The organism is Acidaminobacterium chupaoyuni (assembly GCF_047936785.1).
In the GTDB taxonomy this organism is placed as follows: Bacteria; Bacillota; Clostridia; order Oscillospirales; family Butyricicoccaceae; genus Acidaminobacterium; species Acidaminobacterium chupaoyuni.
The window spans coordinates 2,116,204-2,132,815 of the sequence record NZ_CP176394.1 but is presented as its reverse complement, the minus strand read 5'-3'; the positions used below and the strand labels follow the sequence as shown (position 1 = coordinate 2,132,815).

General features: G+C 54.3%; 16 protein-coding genes. 5 read left to right on the top strand and 11 right to left on the bottom strand.

Going from position 1 to position 16,612, the window contains the following annotated elements; all coding sequences use genetic code 11:
* Nucleotides 1-418: 418 nt before the first annotated feature.
* Nucleotides 419-1,426, top strand: a complete 1,008-nt coding sequence (locus ACJA3I_RS10270; protein ID WP_458862505.1) for an asparaginase — start codon at nt 419-421, stop codon at nt 1,424-1,426.
* A 49-nt stretch (nt 1,427-1,475) separates the two neighbouring features.
* Here the strand turns inward: ACJA3I_RS10270 and ACJA3I_RS10265 are convergent, their stop codons facing one another.
* Both ACJA3I_RS10265 and ACJA3I_RS10260 read right to left on the bottom strand, forming a co-directional pair.
* A complete protein-coding gene (locus tag ACJA3I_RS10265) occupies nt 1,476-1,883 on the bottom strand; it encodes a hypothetical protein (protein ID WP_458862504.1) in 408 nt (135 codons plus the stop codon).
* A gap of 12 nt (nt 1,884-1,895) precedes the next feature.
* Nucleotides 1,896-2,336 carry a cell wall hydrolase gene (locus tag ACJA3I_RS10260; protein ID WP_458862503.1) on the bottom strand — a complete coding sequence of 147 codons (441 nt, stop codon included), beginning with the start codon at nt 2,334-2,336 and terminating at the stop codon, nt 1,896-1,898.
* Between the two features lie 208 nt (nt 2,337-2,544).
* Between ACJA3I_RS10260 and ACJA3I_RS10255 the strand changes: the two genes are divergently transcribed.
* The gene (locus ACJA3I_RS10255; protein WP_458862502.1) at nt 2,545-3,720 is read left to right on the top strand and encodes an amidohydrolase; all 1,176 of its coding nucleotides are present in this window, start codon (nt 2,545-2,547) and stop codon (nt 3,718-3,720) included.
* A 96-nt stretch (nt 3,721-3,816) separates the two neighbouring features.
* Here ACJA3I_RS10255 and ACJA3I_RS10250 read toward each other — a convergent pair whose 3' ends face one another.
* The 5 genes from ACJA3I_RS10250 to hutH all read right to left on the bottom strand — a co-directional run bounded on the left by ACJA3I_RS10250 (nt 3,817) and on the right by hutH (nt 10,370).
* Nucleotides 3,817-4,449 carry a cyclodeaminase/cyclohydrolase family protein gene (locus tag ACJA3I_RS10250; RefSeq protein ID WP_458862501.1) on the bottom strand — a complete coding sequence of 211 codons (633 nt, stop codon included), beginning with the start codon at nt 4,447-4,449 and terminating at the stop codon, nt 3,817-3,819.
* Nucleotides 4,450-4,475: 26 nt separating this feature from the next.
* Entirely contained in the window at nt 4,476-5,714 is a 1,239-nt protein-coding gene (gene hutI / locus ACJA3I_RS10245; RefSeq protein WP_458862500.1) for an imidazolonepropionase, read from the bottom strand.
* Nucleotides 5,715-5,833: 119 nt separating this feature from the next.
* Complete coding sequence (gene ftcD, locus ACJA3I_RS10240; protein WP_458862499.1) at nt 5,834-6,730, bottom strand: glutamate formimidoyltransferase; 897 nt, start codon at nt 6,728-6,730, stop codon at nt 5,834-5,836.
* Between the two features lie 79 nt (nt 6,731-6,809).
* Nucleotides 6,810-8,831 (bottom strand): urocanate hydratase, encoded by a 2,022-nt coding sequence (locus tag ACJA3I_RS10235; protein WP_458862498.1) that lies wholly within the window; start codon nt 8,829-8,831, stop codon nt 6,810-6,812.
* A 15-nt stretch (nt 8,832-8,846) separates the two neighbouring features.
* Nucleotides 8,847-10,370 (bottom strand): histidine ammonia-lyase, encoded by a 1,524-nt coding sequence (gene hutH / locus ACJA3I_RS10230; RefSeq protein ID WP_458862497.1) that lies wholly within the window; start codon nt 10,368-10,370, stop codon nt 8,847-8,849.
* A gap of 300 nt (nt 10,371-10,670) precedes the next feature.
* Between hutH and ACJA3I_RS10225 the strand changes: the two genes are divergently transcribed.
* The 3 genes from ACJA3I_RS10225 to ACJA3I_RS10215 all read left to right on the top strand — a co-directional run bounded on the left by ACJA3I_RS10225 (nt 10,671) and on the right by ACJA3I_RS10215 (nt 13,486).
* Nucleotides 10,671-11,663, top strand: a complete 993-nt coding sequence (locus tag ACJA3I_RS10225) for a GntR family transcriptional regulator (RefSeq protein WP_458862496.1) — start codon at nt 10,671-10,673, stop codon at nt 11,661-11,663.
* A gap of 113 nt (nt 11,664-11,776) precedes the next feature.
* Entirely contained in the window at nt 11,777-12,523 is a 747-nt protein-coding gene (locus ACJA3I_RS10220) for an NYN domain-containing protein (RefSeq protein WP_458862495.1), read from the top strand.
* A gap of 30 nt (nt 12,524-12,553) precedes the next feature.
* Nucleotides 12,554-13,486, top strand: coding sequence for a DMT family transporter (locus ACJA3I_RS10215; RefSeq protein ID WP_458862494.1), 933 nt, complete (start codon nt 12,554-12,556; stop codon nt 13,484-13,486).
* An 81-nt stretch (nt 13,487-13,567) separates the two neighbouring features.
* Here ACJA3I_RS10215 and ACJA3I_RS10210 read toward each other — a convergent pair whose 3' ends face one another.
* Genes ACJA3I_RS10210 through ACJA3I_RS10195 form a run of 4 tightly spaced genes read right to left on the bottom strand, consistent with a single transcriptional unit; the run spans nt 13,568 to nt 16,593 of the window.
* Complete coding sequence (locus ACJA3I_RS10210; RefSeq protein ID WP_458862493.1) at nt 13,568-14,137, bottom strand: ATP-binding cassette domain-containing protein; 570 nt, start codon at nt 14,135-14,137, stop codon at nt 13,568-13,570.
* Complete coding sequence (locus tag ACJA3I_RS10205; RefSeq protein ID WP_458862492.1) at nt 14,134-14,922, bottom strand: ABC transporter permease; 789 nt, start codon at nt 14,920-14,922, stop codon at nt 14,134-14,136. Before ACJA3I_RS10205 ends, ACJA3I_RS10210 begins: the two co-directional genes overlap by 4 nt.
* Entirely contained in the window at nt 14,900-15,919 is a 1,020-nt protein-coding gene (locus ACJA3I_RS10200; RefSeq protein ID WP_458862491.1) for an ABC transporter substrate-binding protein, read from the bottom strand. Before ACJA3I_RS10200 ends, ACJA3I_RS10205 begins: the two co-directional genes overlap by 23 nt.
* Before the next feature lie 14 nt (nt 15,920-15,933).
* The gene (locus ACJA3I_RS10195) at nt 15,934-16,593 is read right to left on the bottom strand and encodes a Crp/Fnr family transcriptional regulator (protein WP_458862490.1); all 660 of its coding nucleotides are present in this window, start codon (nt 16,591-16,593) and stop codon (nt 15,934-15,936) included.
* Nucleotides 16,594-16,612: the final 19 nt, after the last annotated feature.

The following is a 16,612-nucleotide window of genomic DNA, read 5'->3' as shown; positions in this document are numbered from 1 at the left end:
TAGCGTTCAATTTTTATGGGCCGTTTTGTTCAACATGATCGGAAAAACAGCCCTGTTTTGGTTTACCCCTGAACAAAGCTATGGTATAATAACCGCATAGCGGTTATTATATCAATTTCACGGCCCGCCTACGGCGACGGCCACTTTATACCATTCATGCTTCGCATTCATGGTATAATAACCGCATAGCGGTTATTATATCAATTTCACGGCCCGCCTACGGCGACGGCCACTTTATACCATTCATGCTTCGCATTCATGGTATAATAACCGCATAGCGGTTATTATACCAATTTCACGGCCCGCCTGTGGCGCCTGCAAAGACACACGGTGCGGCATAATATGAAAAATTCTGCTGTGATAAAGGCAATTTTAAGAAAGCAATTTTAAATTTTGAGATAGAGGGAATGGTGGAATAATGGAAATTTTAGTGAAAACATACCGCGGACCTTTGGAAGATATGCTGCATACCGGCCATATCGCCGTGGTGGATAGCACAGGAAAACTGCTGTGGTCCTGCGGCGATCCTTACCGCTTCGCAAACGCCCGTTCTTCCGCAAAACCGCTTCAGGCCATGTGCATGATGGAAAGCGGCGCCGCGCAGAAATTTGGGCTGACAGATGAAGAAATTTCCCTTTGCTGCGCTTCGCATAATGGCGAACAGATGCATGTGGAAGCGGTGCGCCGCGTGCTTGCCAAAGCGGGGCTGGATGAATCTTATCTGCAATGCGGCGTTCATTATCCGTTTTATGCGCCGGATGCCGAGCGGATGCAGCGTGAAGGCATAAAGCCCACCGAAATTTATTGCAATTGCAGCGGCAAACATACCGGCATGCTGATTACAGGGCAGGCCTATGGAGAAGAACTTTCCGATTATTACAAACCCGAACATCCCATTCAGCAGCGCATTCGCAAAATGATCGGCATGATTTGCGATTTTGACCCTCAGCAGATCGTGATGGGAACAGACGGCTGCGGCGTTCCGGTTCATGCGCTGCCGCTGAACAAGTTTGCCTATGGCATTGCGCGCATGGCAAAGCCCGAAACGCTGGGCGAACATTATGGCCCCATGGCCCAAAAAATCACCTGGTGCATGTCGCATTACCCGCTGATGATGTCCGGCACGGGCCGCCTTGACGCAAGGTTGATGGAAAAATATCCCGATAAGCTGTTTGTGAAATCGGGCGCAGACGGTTACTTTATCATCGGCATCAAAGAAGAAGGCATCGGCATCGCCATTAAAATCGACAGCGGCAATTCTGTGGCCCGCAACGCGGTGGTGATAGAGGTGCTGCACCAGCTGGGCTATCTTACGCAAGAAGATCTGAAAGATCTGGAAGATGTTCATCATCCGGTGACGCGCAATCATAAAGAAGAGATCGTGGGCGAAATGAAGCCCGTTTTCACTTTGCATCGGGCGGAATAAAAAAGAAAACGGAATCTTCCAAGTGAGGAAGATTCCGTTTTATGCCATTTCAGCGGGTTCTCGGGCGCATGGGGGGCACATTCGGCGCAGAACCGGCGGGCGGCTGGGCCACGGAAGAGGGAAAAACGATGTTGCGCGGTTTGGTTTTGGCATTATAAAAGTTGACGAATTTGATGGAATACATATCGCAGGTCACATAGCGATCGAATTCTTCCTGATAAAGGGTGACATAGTTGATGCCAACGGCATAGAGGATGCCGTCTTTTGCGATCAGCCCATTCGTGCCGATCAGAAATTCGATAATGACATAATAGCCCAAATTATCCGCAAGGGTCTCTTGCAGAGAGGCCAGTTCCACATCTTCCAAAGAACGCGGCAGAATCACATGCTCCATGGGTTCATCCGGCGAGGGATTGGGGCCGAGATCCTGCATGGCGGGGCTGTTATCAAAAATCATAGCCTTTCACTCCTAAGTTTCAAAATAAGTATCTTGCGGATCGTAAAAACAGTGATCGCCGATCCGCACATTAAAAATGCCGATTTCGCTGGGGAAATTTTCGCGGCAGACCGGCGCATAGGGGTTAAAAAACCAGAGAGAACGGCCCATGGGCGGCAGACGATTGCCGGCAATGGCCCAATCGGCGATGGCATAATGGATCTCTTCGGGATTCATGTTATATAAATTCTGAGCATTATACCGGCCGTGTTTCACTTCTTCGGCGCAGACGAACTGCCCCGCCTGAAAAATAATGCGGCGCAAACTCTGGCGGCCCACGCGGGCATATTCCCCGCCGGGGGCATAAACACGGTTCATCACCACCGAAGCCACCGCCTTCATGCCCGAATCTCCCTCACCGCCGGATTCGCATTGAATCAAGCGAGCGAGAAGCTCTCGCTCGGAATAGGGCATACCCATCACTCCTTTCTTTTTATTCTATACAAAAAAAGAAAAAAGGTGCAAAAACAGGGTGAAAACATGGGCGGAGACAACGGAAGGGCATATCCCCGGCGCGCCGCATCATAAATATCTTTCAAAGGGCGGCTTGAACGGCCCCGGTGCGCCGTTCGAAACGATCGGAAACAAACACATCATAATAGGATAAAAGGGAGCGATGACAATGGATCAGGAACTGATAAAGGCAGCGCAGGAAGTGCAGCAGGAGATCATTGGGCTGGGAAAACAGATCCATGCGGAACCCGAACTGGGGTTTCAGGAATTCAAAGCGATGGAAGCTTGCAGCCGTGTTCTTGAAAATCACGGCTTTACGGTGCAGCGCGGGGTTGGCAGCCTGAAAACGGCGTTCAAAGCCCGCTATCAGGGCAAAAAAGGCGACGGGCCGGTGGTGGCCTTTTTGGCGGAATATGATTGCCTGCCGGGCATCGGCCATGCCTGCGGCCATAATCTCATCGCTTCGGCCGCGGTGGGCGCAGGGGTGATTTTAAGCCGGCTTGCCGATCGATTTGGCGGCCGGATCGTCGTGATGGGCACCCCCGCCGAAGAGGGCGGCGGCGGAAAAGTGATTCTGCTGGAAGAAGGCGCTTTTCAAGATATTGGTTATTCGCTCATGATGCACCCCTCCACAGAAAACCTGGTGGGCCGCGGCGGCCGCGCAACGGTGCATTTCGATATCGCGTTTCACGGCAAAAGCTGCCACTCTTCCGGGCCGGAAGCGGGCATCAACGCGTTGAATGCCCTGTTGCAGCTGTTTGCCGCCATTGATAATGTCAGGGCGCTTCTGCCGACGGATGCGAATATCTGCGGCATCATCACCGATGGGGGCAAGGCGGCCAACATTATTCCCGATTATGCCAGAGCGGAATTTTCCATCCGCGCCAGAAGTCAGGCTGATGGCGATGTGATCATGGATCATTTGCGCCGCATTATTGCCGCGGTGGAGCAGCTGACGGGCGCGAAAGCCGAATATCATCTGGAGCGCGGTTATGCAGAACGCTACCCCAACGATCATATCGAGCAGGAGATCCAAAAAGCGCTGGAAGAGCAGGGCGAAAAAGTGGAGCGCGCCCCCAGAATCGGCCGTTACGGTTCTTCGGATATCGGCAATGTGACGCTGGTGATGCCGGCTATCCACACCTATTTCAAAGTGGCGGAACCGGGCTGCGCCAGCCATTCCACGGCGTTCACCGAGGCTTCCGATACGGAATATGCCTATGGGCAGATGATGAAGGCCGCAAAGGCCATGGCCGCTGCGGGGCTGCGTTTGCTGACGGATGAAGCCTATCGAAAAGCGGTGGATGAGGAATTCCTGACCACGGTTCCTCAGAAGCAGGAATAAATTTCTTTCGAAAGAGAAAATAAGAAAACCGCGCCGCCCCATTCAAAACGGGGCGGCGCGGTTTTGATAACGCTGAAAAACAGCGAAAGACAGGCTTTATTCGGCCAGAGAAGCCGAAATTTCCTGATAGATGAAATCGGCCAGAGAGACCGCTTCGCTGACGATGGCTTCGCCGCGGCGGCGGAAATCGGCGGCGGCTTCGGTATCTTTCAGCGAACCCAGATTGATCAGCACATTCAGCCATGCGCCGCGAACGGCGGCGGAAAGATTCAGCGCCGCAACACCCAGATCGCTGGCGGCGTTTTGGTTGAATTTGCCCAGCATCTGCTTGGCAAGGCGCAGAACTTCCAAAGTCAGTTCCATGGTTTCAAAGGGAACTTTTGTAGAAACCAGTGTTCCTTCCTGAATGGCGGCCGAGCGCGCCTTTTTTTCTTCATCGGTTTCTTTGGGCATTTTGAAAGCCGCGGAAACCAGATTGAACGCTTCGGTATCTTTATCGATGGAAACGGTGAGCTTCTTTTGCAAAGCTTCCGCCTGCGGGATGATCTCTTCCATCAGCGGGGTCGATTCCAGATACTTTTTTTTGCCGGCGGTCAGGCGGCAGACCATGGCTGTGAGCGCTGCGCCGTTGGCGGCGCAAAGGGCGCTTACCGAACCGCCGCCGGGGGCGGGGGCATCGGAACCCAGCAATTCAACAAAACCGGTAACGGTCATTTCAGCAAGTTTCATAAAGGTTGCTCCTTTCTGATGTCAGATCAGCGAATCACGATTTCACCGTTTTTGATAACGGTGTCAACTTGGTTGGAACCGAAACGATAGAGCAGCATTTCAAGATCGGGAGCATCCCAGATCACAAGATCCGCCTGCTTGCCCGGTTCCAGAGAGCCCGAGACTTTTTCAAGACCGATGGAACAGGCCGCGTTGATGGTCACCGCGCATAAAATTTCTTCGGGGGTCATGCGATAGCGCAGATAGCCCAGATTCATGGCCAGCTGTAAATTCAGCGAAGGGCAGGAACCGGGGTTGAAATCGGATGCGATGACAACGGGGATCTCAAGCTCGATCATGCGGCGGGCGGGGGCGAAAGTTTTGCCCAGATAGAACGAGGTGGCGGGCAGCAGATCGGCGATCACGCCGCCTTTGGCCATGGCCTGCATCCCTTCTTCGTTGGTGGCGATCAAATGCTCGGCCGAAACCGCGCCCACTTCGGCGGAAAGCTGAGCGCCGCCGATGGCATCGATCTCATCCGCATGGATCTTGGGGATCAGCCCGTGCTGTTTGCCGCATTCCAGAACCAGCTTGCTTTCTGCCGGGTCAAAAACACCGGTTTCACAGAAAACATCGCAATATTTCGCAAGCTTGCGCTGCGCCACGACCGGCATCACTTCTTCGGTGATCAGGCGCAGATAATCGGCGCTGCGGCCCTTATATTCTTCGGGAACAGCGTGGGCGCCCAGATAAGTGGCCACGATATCCATGGGATGATCTTCGCTGAGCCGTTCAATGACTTCCAGCTGCTTGATCTCGTTTTCAAGATCGAGGCCATAACCGCTTTTGATTTCACAGGCGGTGATGCCCAGCGCCAGCATTTCATCCAGAAAATCGATGCTTTTGGCATAAAGCTTGCCTGCCGATTCTTCACGGGTGTGGCGAACCGTGCTGAGGATGCCGCCGCCGTTTTTGAGGATATCCAGATAGCTTGCGCCCGCAAGCTTCAGGGGGATCTCGTTCTGGCGCCAGCCGCCGAATACCAGATGGGTGTGAGCGTCGATCAGCCCCGGGGTCACCACTTTGCCCATGGCGTCGATGATCTTGGCGCCGCTGATATCATGGTGAAGCCCTAAGCGCGAACCGGCATAAACGATTTTGCCGTCTTCGATCAAAACGCAGGCGTCTGTTGTTTTTTCCACCGCGCCCTGATGAGGGCCGGCATGGGGATGGCTGCCCACAGGGGTGCAGAGCAGGCCGATGTTTTTTACTAAAAGTCTTTGCATAAATGCTCCATCGCCGCGCCGCGGCGACCGCTTTTTCGGTAAACGGAGACCGGAATAAAAGAAACAGGGCGGGCGTTTCGCCCGCCCTGCGCATAGGTCATATCATCAAAAACCAAGGCTTAGAGCATGTGGTTTTCGAGAATTTGCTTGCCAAAATCGAAGTTTTCGATCTGCATGTAATATTCGGCCGAATCGATCAGCGCCTTCATCGGGGTCAGGCCGATGATCTCTGTGCCGATCACATGCACGCCCCAGCGGGCGGCTTCGGCCTTCACCAGTTCCAACACGCGATAAAGCGGTGTGCGGTTGAAATCGGTCATGTTGATGGAAACCTGAGCGATATTGCGGTCTTCCAGCATCACGCCCAGCGCTTTGACGCAATCAAAACCGCCCGAGCTGCGGCGGATGATCTTGCCGATCTTGCTGGCGATCTCCACATCCGAAGTGCTCAGGTTGATGTTGAAGGCAACCAGCGGCATACGCGCGCCAACGGCCACGACACCGGCTGTGGGATGAATTCTTCTGCCGCCGAAATCGGGTTCCCATTCGGGCTGCTGCACTTTTTCGGCCATGCCTTCGAACTGGCCTTTGCGGATCTTGGCCAGGTTGACGCGATGGGGGGCCGAAGCGGAATCTTCATAAAGGAAAGAAGGCAGCTGATATTTTTCATTCAGCGCCGAAGCCACGCGCTTGGAAAGTTCGATGGCTTCTTCTTTGGTCACTTCTTTGATGGGGATGAACGGAATGACATCCACCGCGCCCATGCGGGGGTGTTCGCCTTCGTGGTGATTGAGGTCGATCAGTTCCACCGCTTTGCCGGCCAGCGCGACAGCGGCGCTTTCAACGGCTTCGGGGCTGCCCAGAAAAGTGATGACGGTGCGGTTGTGGCTGGGGTCGGAAGAATAATCAAGCAGCGTGGCGCCGGGGGTCTGGCGAACGGTATCTACAACGGCTTCGATGATCTCGCTGTTGCGGCCCTCGCTGATATTCGGAACACATTCAATGATTTTTGCCATGGTCAAAGCATCTCCTTTATTTTCGATGTTTTCAAACCGGGCGCGGCAAAACCTTTTCTGCCGCGCGGCCGTTAATTTTTTATTTGCTCGCTTTTAATACGCGGTCGATCAGCTCATCGCTCGCCACATAGGGCAGGGTGATGTGGCCTTTGCCGGCGTAGTTTTTGTTATATTCGGCGCTGGTGGAAACCGAGTTTTCGTTGCGCGCCCAGCTGCGGCGGGCAACACCGCCCATAACATCCCACATCATGGCGCTTTTGATGATGTTATCCACGCGTTCGGAACCATCCAAAACCAGACCGAAGCCGCCGTTGATAGCTTTGCCGATGCCCACGCCGCCGCCGTTATGCAGGGCGCAGAGGCTCATGCCGCGAGCCGCGTTGCCGGCGAAGCATTGCACAGCCATATCGGCCATCACATTGGAACCGTCTTTGATATTGGAAGTTTCGCGGAACGGCGAATCTGTGCCGGAAACATCGTGGTGATCGCGGCCCAGCATCACGGGGCCGATCTCGCCATCGCGCACCAGCTTGTTGAAGCGCAGGGCGATATCGCGGCGGCCTTCCGCATCCTGATAGAGGATACGGGCCTGTGTGCCCACGACCAGCTTGTTTTTCTTGGCGTCGCGAACCCAAACCCAGTTGTCGCGGTCTTGATAGCGGCGGTCGGGGTCGATGACATCCATCGCGGCATGGTCGGTTTTTTCGAGGTCGGATTCTTTGCCGCTGAGGCAGACCCAGCGGAACGGGCCATAGCCGAAATCAAACAGCAGCGGCCCCAGGATATCTTCCACATAAGAGGGGAAGATGAAGCCGTCTTTTTCATCGATGCCGTTTTTCGAGATCTCTTTCACGCCGCTGTCATAAACGGCCTTCATAAAGGAGTTGCCGTAATCGAAGAAATAGGTTCCGGCGGCGGTGAGCTTTTTAATGGCTTCAAAATGGCGGCGCAGGGTGGCGTCGATCATTTTGTGGAAGTTTTCGCGGTCGTGATGCAGCATTTCCGTGCGCTGCTCGAAAGTGATGCCGGCGGGGCAATAGCCGCCGTCATAGGTGTTATGGCAGGAAGTCTGGTCGGAAAGCAGGTCGATATGGATATGCTTTTCGGCGGCGTATTCCAGCAGATCGACGATGTTGCCGTGGTAAGCGATGGACATGGCCTCGCCTTTCGCCTTGAATTCATCGACCCAGGCGAATACTTCTTCTAAATTGTCGCTGACGCGGTTGACCCAGCCCTGCTTGTGGCGGGTTTCGATGCGGCTGAGATCCACTTCGGCGAAAACACCCACAGCGCCGGCGATTTCGGCGGCTTTGGGCTGAGCGCCGCTCATGCCGCCCAAACCGGAAGAAACAAACAGTTTTCCGGCCAGGTTGCCTTCGGGGGGGATGCCCAGCATTTTGCGGCCGGCGTTCAAAATGGTGTTGAAGGTGCCGTGAACGATGCCCTGCGGCCCGATATACATCCAGCCGCCGGCGGTCATCTGGCCATAGTTGGCAACGCCCATCTGTTCGGCGATCTCCCAATCGTTGATGTTATCAAACATGCCGACCATCAGCGCGTTTGTCAAAATCACGCGGGGGGCGGTGGGTTTCGAGGGGAAAAGCCCCACGGGGTGGCCCGATTCGATGACCAGGGTCTGGTCGTCATGCAGCTCTTCCAGATATTTTTTGATCAGGCGATATTGCAGCCAGTTCTGGCAGACGCTGCCGGTCTCGCCATAAGTGACCAGTTCATAAGGATAAAGCGCCACTTCAAAATCGAGGTTGTTTTCGATCATCACCTGAAAAGCTTTGCCTTCCAGGCAGTTTCCCTTATATTCTTCGATGGGCTTGCCGTAAAGGCGGCCTTCGGGGCGGAAGCGGTAAGCATAAATGCGGCCGCGGGTGCGCAGTTCTTCCAAAAATTCGGGCGCCAGAGTTTCATGCAGCTCTTCGGGCACATAACGCAGGGCGTTTTTCAGCGCCAGCTTTGTCTGGGCTTCGGTCAGGCGATAGCCGCGGTCGGGCGCGCGGCGGATGCCTTCTTGAAATTTAGGATAAGCGGGCAGTTCGGCGGGCAGCGAAATGGTCATCGCTTTGCCGATTTCCTGATTAGACAGCATAAGAATGCTCCTCCTTTAGTTGAGTTTTCCGATGGTGGCTTCCACCAGATCGTTGAGTTCGCCGGATTTGACCATGCGGTCAAATTTGTTCATTTCGATATAAGAGATGCCGTCAACTTCCCAAGGCGCAACGCTCTTGCGGATGTGTTTGTAAACGGCGGTCATGGCGGTTCCCAGCTTGCTTTCATCGCGGAAAGTCATTGCCTGAGAAGCGGCGAAAAGTTCGATGCCGAGCACTTTTTGAGAATTATCGAGGATGGAAAGGGCTTTGCGGGCGGCGGTGGTGCCCATGCTCACATGGTCTTCCTGGTTGGCGGAAGAGGGGATGGAATCCACGCAGGCGGGGTGAGCCAGCACTTTGTTTTCGGAAACCATGGAAGCCGCCGCATACTGGGTGATCATCAGGCCGGAATTGACGCCGCCGTGATTGATGAGAAAGGCGGGCAGGCCGGATAAGGTGGGGTTCACAAGGCGTTCTGTGCGGCGCTCGGAAATATCGGCCAGTTCGGCGATGGCGATGGCGATGAAATCCATGGCAAGGCCCACAGGTTCGCCGTGGAAGTTGCCGCCCGAGATCACATCATCTTCATCGGGGAAAATCAGCGGGTTGTCGGTAACGGCGTTGATCTCGCGGGAGATCACATCATAGGCATATTTGATGCTGTCGCGGCAGGCGCCGTGAACCTGGGGCACGCAGCGCAGAGAATAAGCATCCTGCACTTTGCCGGGCTGCACATCGGCGGCAAGACCGCTGCCTTCCAGCAGACGCAGCATATTGGCGGCGCAATCGATCTGGCCCTGATGGCCGCGAACGGCGTGAACTTTGGGATCATAAGCCTTTTTAATGGCCAGCAAGGCTTCGCCGGTCAAAGCGGTGGCGATATCGGCTGTTTTCATCAGCTTCACGGCGCCATCCACCACAAAGCAGCCGATGGCTGTCATGATCTGTGTGCCGTTGATGAGGGCCAGACCTTCTTTGGCGGCCAGTTCAACGGTGGGGATGCCGGCTTTCTTCATGGCTTCCGCGCCAGGCATTCTTTCGCCCTGATACCAAGCTTCGCCTTCGCCCAGCATCACCAGCACCATATGGGAAAGCGGGGCCAGATCGCCCGAAGCGCCCAGAGAGCCCTTCTGGGGAATCACGGGGGTGACGCCCTTGTTGAGCATGTTGAGCATGGTTTCAATGGTGGAAAGGCGGATGCCGGAATTGCCTTTGCTCAAAGCGTTGCAGCGCAGCAGCATCACCGCGCGGGAAATTTCGGGGCTGAGGGGTTCGCCCATGGCGCAGCTGTGGCTGATGATGAGGTTGCGCTGAAGCTGGGCGGTTTCTTCGGGAGAGATCAGCACATCGCTGAATTTGCCAAAACCGGTGGTCAGGCCATAGATCACAGCACCCTTTGCCAGTTTTTCATCCACATAGGCGCGGGCCTTGTTCACTTTGGCCACCGCTTCGGCGGTGAGCTTTACTTCTTCGTTGCCGCGGCAAACGCGAACAACATCTTCGATGGTCAGATGGTTGCCGTCAATCATTAAAGACATGGGATATCTCTCACTTTCTGTTCTATCGGTCAGCCTTGAGCGGCTGTTTTTTATATTGAACCAAATTGGATCACTAAAATAGAAAAAGGTTCAATTTCATTGTAGTAACTACCGCCTGTTAAGTCAATAAAAGCTTGATTTTTTGTGAAATAAGCAATATTTTATAAAAAATAATTAGTCATTTTTTCAAATTAATTGGTCTATTGCAAGTGAACCAATTTATAAAAAAGGGAAAAAGTACTTGCTATTTTAGTAAATTAAAATATAATGGAACTATACCAATGTGAGAGAAGGATCGAAATGACCTTTCAACTGGATCAAAGCAAACCGATCTATAAACAGTTGGCCGAGCAGATTTTGACAGCCATTAAAACCGGAACGCTGAAAGCGGGCGACCGGCTGCCCACAGAGCGCGAGCTGGCTTTGCAGCTGGGCGTTGCCCGGGGCACGGTGAAAAAAGCCTATGCCCAACTGGCGGATAACAACATCATCGAAGTGATCCAGGGAAGCGGCAGCTATGTTTATGGCGACCATGCCTATTTCAGCGGCGAGCGGCGGCGTTTGGCGCTGGAGCTGATCGATGAGACCATTGCCAAACTGGATTTTTGGGATTTTTCCCTTGCGGAAATCGAGACGATGCTGAAAATGGGGCTGGCCAAACGGGAACGCACCGACCGTTTGGTGAGGGTGGCGGTGATCGATTGTAACCCGGAATCCCTTTCCATCTTCAAAAAACAACTGCTGTATCTTCCGAATATTCTGGTATCGGTATTCATGGTGGAAACGATCATCATGGATGAGCACCCCGCCGATCTTCTGGCCGATTTCGATTTGGTTCTGACCACCGAGACCCATTATGAGCAGATCTCCACCAGCCTGGCTTCGGCTTCTGTGCCGCTTTTAAAGGTGGCCATGTCGCCCTCGCGCCATACCATCGTGAGCATCACCACGCTGCCTGCTTCCGCAAAACTGGGCATTGTCTGCTCCAGCAATAAATTTGCGAACCTCATCTGCGAGCAGCTGAATTATTTCAGAGATCATGAGCAGAGCTACCCCATCAATTTCGAAACCGACCTGCAAAACACCATTCGGTTCATTGAAAATTATGATGCCATTGTGGTTTCGCCCGATTCGCTGCTGTTTGAAAGCAAAGCCGGCGACGCGGCGCTGGAAAAATACCGCCAGAACGGCGGCAAGGTGATCCCCTTCGATTATCTGATCGAGCGCGGTTCGCTGATCCATCTGGAAGAACAGATCGCGCGGATCATGCGGGAAAAATATCATCTGGGGTAACGCTTTTCATTTTGTTTCATGCGCATTTTTTGATCCGCAAGGATACAATACGGAAGAGGGCACAAAGGCCGCTTTTTGAAAAAAAGAATATCAAAGGGAAAGAAAGGGATAACATGGCAAATCAGGATAACCGTTTCGCGCTGCTGATCGATGCGGATAATGTTTCAGACCGCTATATCAAATTTATTTTAGACGAACTTTCGGGGGATGGCGTCATCACCTATAAAAGAATTTACGGCGATTGGACAAAACCGGAGCTGGGGTCATGGAAAAGCGTTCTGCTGGATCATTCCATCACGCCCATTCAGCAATATGGTTACACCACCGGCAAAAATTCCACCGATTCCGCAATGATCATCGATGCCATGGATATTCTGTATGCGGGCAATGTGGATGGTTTCTGCATCGTTTCCAGCGACAGCGATTTCACGCGCCTTGCCGCAAGACTTCGTGAATCGGGCAAGATCGTTGTGGGCATGGGCGAAAAGAAAACGCCTTCGGCCTTTATCGCCGCCTGCAATAAATTCAAATATCTCGAAGTGCTGGCGCCTGTTTCCGCCGCAAACGGCAAAAAGCCGGCGCAGAAACATGTGACGGGCACATCGCTGGAACGGGTGCGCCAGGCGATTCTGACCATCATCGACGATGCTTCCGAAGATGACCAGCAATGGGTGCCTTTGAGCACCATCGGCAACCACCTGCTGCGCCGTTTCCCCGAATTCGATGTGCGCAACTACGGTTATCAAAAGCTGACGCCGCTGATCAAATCGTTCAACACCTTTGAAGTGAAAGAAATTTTGAGCAAAGATACCAATGTGCGCCGCGTTTATGTGAGGCAGGCGCTGCCCGAGCCGATGTAACAGATAGAAAAAGGAGAAGCAGAAGAGGGTATGGGAAAGCTGAAACTGAATAAAGAAACCGCCGAGGGAATGCTGTTTTTCACCGCCGTTTTGTGGGGGCTTTCCAGCTGTTTGCTGAAAGCGGCGCTGGAAACGGGCGTGACCGCCGGCTTTATCAATTTTGCGCGCGGCGCTGTTTTTGTGGCGCTGGCCGCGCTGTTCTTTCACCGCGATCTGGCAAAGATCGACCGCCGCCAGCTGAAAGTGGGGCTGATCGCGGGGCTGCTGAATTTTGCCGGATATCTTGTGCAGACGGTGGGCATGAAAGAAACTTCGCCCGCCAACAGCGCGTTCATCTCTTCCACCTATGTGGTGTTCGTGCCTATTTTTGCCATGATCTTTTATCGGGTCGCCATCAAGAAAAAGATTTTTTGCTGCGCCGTGCTTTCCATGGCGGGGGCAGCCATCCTTTCGGGGATGGTTTCGAACGGGCTTTCGGCCCTGAATCGCGGTGATTTTTTTGCGCTGATCAGCGCGCTTTTTTATGCGGGGTCGGTGGTCTATCTTGGCCATGGCACAAAAGACACGCCCCCCACGGTGGTGGCGTTTTTGCTGGCCGCGGTGCAGGCCGTGGGCGGCTTGGCTTATTTTCTGGCGGCGGAAGGCGGCCATATGCCCAATGTGGATTGGCTGCGCGCGCTGCCGATGCTGCTGGTGATGGGGGTGCTTTGCTCTTTTGCCGCGCAGACCATGCAGGTGATGGCCCAGCAGCATACTTCCCCCACGGCGGCGGGCATGATCATGATGCTGGAAGGCCTTTTCAGCGCCGTGATCTCGGTGATGGTGGGCTATGACGCGTTTGGCTGGGAGCTGGCCGTCGGCGGCGCCGTGATCACCGCTTCGCTGGCTGTGATGGAAGTGGATTTTTCAAAGTTTTTGCAGCGCGCGAGAAAACGGGAAACCGGCGAAAGCGCGGCTGATTAACGGCGCAAAAATTTTCGGCGCAGGAAAACTAAAGAACAGAGGGCCGCCGCATTTTTATGCGGCGGCCCTTTTGAACGGCGGCTAAGACAGAGAAGAAAGCAAAACGGTTTCGGCGCCTAAAAGCGCCGCATCCGCCTGATCGTGCGAGATGACGAGCAGCGGTTTTTTGCGGCAGACGCGGCAGATCAGGGCGGCGGTTCTGGCTTTCAGCTCGGGGTCGAGCCCTTTGAACGGTTCATCCATCAGGTAGGCTTCCGCCGGCGCGAGCAGGGCGCGGGCAATGGCAAAGCGGCGCTTTTGGCCGCCGCTGAGCTGATGGGGAAAGCGATCGAGCAGATCGGCAATTTCCAAAGCGGCAAGCGGTTCTTCGGGCACCGGCTGCCCCTGGGGCAAAACGAGCGCCAGATTCTTGCGGCAGGTCAGCGTGGGGATCAGGCGGTCTTCCTGAAACACGACGCTCAGCGGCGCGGGAACGGTTATCTTGCCCGCCGAAGGGGTTTCCAAACCGCATAAAAGGCGAAGCAGCGTGGTTTTGCCAAAGCCGGAAGGCGCGAGAAGCAGAACCGGCGGCTGGGCGGGAACAGAAAACGAAAAATTTCGAAAAACCACGGTGGAACCATAAGAAAAAGAGAGATTTTCAACAGAGATCATGGTGTGTCACCCCTTTGCGCAGAAACGACGGGCTTTAAAAAACGAAGAAACGCTTTTTCAAGCAGCATCGACAGCAAAATGATCACGGCAGTCCAGGCGAAAAGGTCGGTGGTTTCCAAAGCGACTTTTGCCTGATAAAGCTGTGTGCCCAAAGCGCCCGAGGGGATGGCCAGCACTTCGCCGGCGATGCCCGATTTCCAGGCAAAGCCCAGCGCGGTTTTCAGCGCGGCATAAAAAGAGGGCAGCGCCGCGGGAAGATAGATGGAGCGCCACACCTGAAAAACCGAAAAACGAAAGACCTGCGCCATTTCAAGCAGCTGGGGGTCGGCGCTTTGCAGCCCTTGCAGAACATTGCCATAAACCAAAGGCAGCACCATCAAAAACGAGATGAATAAAGAAAGGTGGCTGCCCGAGATCCAGACCAGCGCCAGAATGATGAACGATGCCACGGGCGCTGTTTTGATCACCGCCATGGGCAGATCCACCACCGCTTTTACCCAGGGCAGGGCAAAGGCCAGCGCGGCCAGCAGCGCGCCGCAGACAAGGCCGCCCGAAAAACCGCCCAGAATGCGCAAAAGGCTATAGCCGATGCTGCGCCAGAAAGGGGCCGTGACGGCAAGGGAAGCCAGGCGGCCACCCACCGCCAGAGGCGTGGGCAGCAGCAGCGGAAGCGCAACGGCGGAGGCGGCCAGCTGCCACAGGATAAGCCAAAAAAGCACGGCGAAAAGCCGCGCTTTTTTTTGGATGGCAGAAACCGGAGCCTTATTTAAGGTAAAAGGCTTCATCAGGCAAAGAACCTCCCACAGAAGTCGGGTCGGCGGCGAAAAGTACTTTGTAGAAACCTTCCACAGCCTGTTTCATCTCGCTGCCGTCCATATAAACAATGTTGCATTCGGGAATGGCTTTTTGGGCAACGGGGGCTTTGATGATCTCAAAGCTTTCGGCAAGCGCCGCCGCATCGGCAAGGTTTTTCTCATCGGTGACATAGGCAACGCTGGCCTTATATTCTTTCAGAAAAGCTTTCAGCGCTTCGGGGTGGGCATCGGCAAAGGCTTTCTGCACGATCACGCAGCCCATGGCCAGCTGGCTTCCATCCGAAACTTTATCCCATTCTTCGGTGAGATCCAAGGCGACGCGGGCGTTTTGGTTCTGCATCAGAACACTGGTGACAAAGGGCTGGGGCAGCAAAGCGATCTGCGCGCCGCCCGAAGCCAGCAAAGCCGCAAGCTCGGTATGTTCGGTTTTATATTCCACCTGAACATCTGTGCCCACCTTGAGGCCGTTTTTTTCGAGGATATAGTTCAGCGCAAATTCGGGGGTGGAACCTTTGCCGGTGGCATAGACGGTTTTGCCCTTCAGATCGGCAATGCTTTGAATGCTTGTGCCGTTTTCCACCAGATATAAAACGCCGAGGGTGTTCAGCGCCGCCAGCTGCACTTTGCCCTGGGTCTTGTTATAAAGAACGGCAGCAAGGTTGGTGGGCACAGCGGCGATATCAAAATCGCCTTTGATGATGCTGCCGGTGAGTTCATCGGGCGCGCCGGCCAAAGTGAAGGCATAATTGTTGGTGGTTTTGCCGTTTTTGGCGTTATCCATCAGTTCCAGCATGCCCAAAGAAGTGGGGCCCTTCAGCGCGGCCACACGAATATCCAGTTTTTCGGCGGGCTTGGGTTCTTCCGCGGTTTGCGGTTTCTTTTCGGGGGCGGTCTCTTGTTTTGCCGAACACGCGCTCAGCGTGAACAGCATCATGGCGGCCAGCAACAGGGCTAAATAGCGTTTCATTCGATAATCTCCTTTTATTTTTCTTCTAAAGACGCAATACGCCGTAGCAAAACGGCGTTTTTCACAAGTATGGTGGAATCGTTTTTTCCGATGCAGCCCCGGGCCTGAAGCCGTTCCAGCCCGCGATAAAGCGAGGCACGGCCAAGGTTCAGCTGATCGGCAAGCCCGGTAAAGCTGGGAACCGTGAAAACGGGCGGCTGATGCAAAAGCCAATAGGCCAGGCGGGCCTGTGCGGTGGGGGCGGTGAAGCTGCCGATCTTCTCGTTGAGAAACTGGATGCGTTCGGATAAAAAGGCGATATAATTGCGGGCGATCAGCGGTTCTTTTGCAAAAAGCTGTTCCAGCTGCCGGTCGCTGTAAAAAGCGATCACCGTTTCTTCGCCGGCGGTGATGGTGCTGACATAATTATCGATGGGGTGAAACAGCGCGGCCACGCCGAAACAGGCGGGCGGCAGCAGAGTGTTCAATAATACGCCGCTGGCATTCGTCACCAGCGCGCGGCCCTGCAGCAAAACGCCGATGGCTCGGCGAAAACGATCGGCGGAATAAATGATTTCACCTTGCGAAAAAGAATGGATCGCGGCCGCGGCGGCGATTTCTTCGGCGCGGGGGCGCGCAACGCCCTCAAACAAAAAAGAACCCAGCAAAGGCGAACGGTCAACAGAAGGATTCACGGCAAGGCCCCTTTCATTG

Excerpts from the sequence above, each read along its gene's own strand:
- ACJA3I_RS10205 (WP_458862492.1), bottom strand. The coding sequence starts at position 14,922 with ATGAAGCCTTTTACCTTAAATAAGGCTCCGGTTTCTGCCATCCAAAAA.
- ACJA3I_RS10255 (WP_458862502.1), top strand. The coding sequence starts at position 2,545 with ATGGATCAGGAACTGATAAAGGCAGCGCAGGAAGTGCAGCAGGAGATC.
- ACJA3I_RS10200 (WP_458862491.1), bottom strand. The coding sequence starts at position 15,919 with ATGAAACGCTATTTAGCCCTGTTGCTGGCCGCCATGATGCTGTTCACG.
- ACJA3I_RS10250 (WP_458862501.1), bottom strand. The coding sequence starts at position 4,449 with ATGAAACTTGCTGAAATGACCGTTACCGGTTTTGTTGAATTGCTGGGT.
- hutH (WP_458862497.1), bottom strand. The coding sequence starts at position 10,370 with ATGTCTTTAATGATTGACGGCAACCATCTGACCATCGAAGATGTTGTT.
- ACJA3I_RS10270 (WP_458862505.1), top strand. The coding sequence starts at position 419 with ATGGAAATTTTAGTGAAAACATACCGCGGACCTTTGGAAGATATGCTG.
- ACJA3I_RS10235 (WP_458862498.1), bottom strand. The coding sequence starts at position 8,831 with ATGCTGTCTAATCAGGAAATCGGCAAAGCGATGACCATTTCGCTGCCC.
- hutI (WP_458862500.1), bottom strand. The coding sequence starts at position 5,714 with ATGCAAAGACTTTTAGTAAAAAACATCGGCCTGCTCTGCACCCCTGTG.
- ACJA3I_RS10225 (WP_458862496.1), top strand. The coding sequence starts at position 10,671 with ATGACCTTTCAACTGGATCAAAGCAAACCGATCTATAAACAGTTGGCC.
- ACJA3I_RS10220 (WP_458862495.1), top strand. The coding sequence starts at position 11,777 with ATGGCAAATCAGGATAACCGTTTCGCGCTGCTGATCGATGCGGATAAT.
- ftcD (WP_458862499.1), bottom strand. The coding sequence starts at position 6,730 with ATGGCAAAAATCATTGAATGTGTTCCGAATATCAGCGAGGGCCGCAAC.
- ACJA3I_RS10260 (WP_458862503.1), bottom strand. The coding sequence starts at position 2,336 with ATGCCCTATTCCGAGCGAGAGCTTCTCGCTCGCTTGATTCAATGCGAA.
- ACJA3I_RS10265 (WP_458862504.1), bottom strand. The coding sequence starts at position 1,883 with ATGATTTTTGATAACAGCCCCGCCATGCAGGATCTCGGCCCCAATCCC.
- ACJA3I_RS10215 (WP_458862494.1), top strand. The coding sequence starts at position 12,554 with ATGGGAAAGCTGAAACTGAATAAAGAAACCGCCGAGGGAATGCTGTTT.
- ACJA3I_RS10210 (WP_458862493.1), bottom strand. The coding sequence starts at position 14,137 with ATGATCTCTGTTGAAAATCTCTCTTTTTCTTATGGTTCCACCGTGGTT.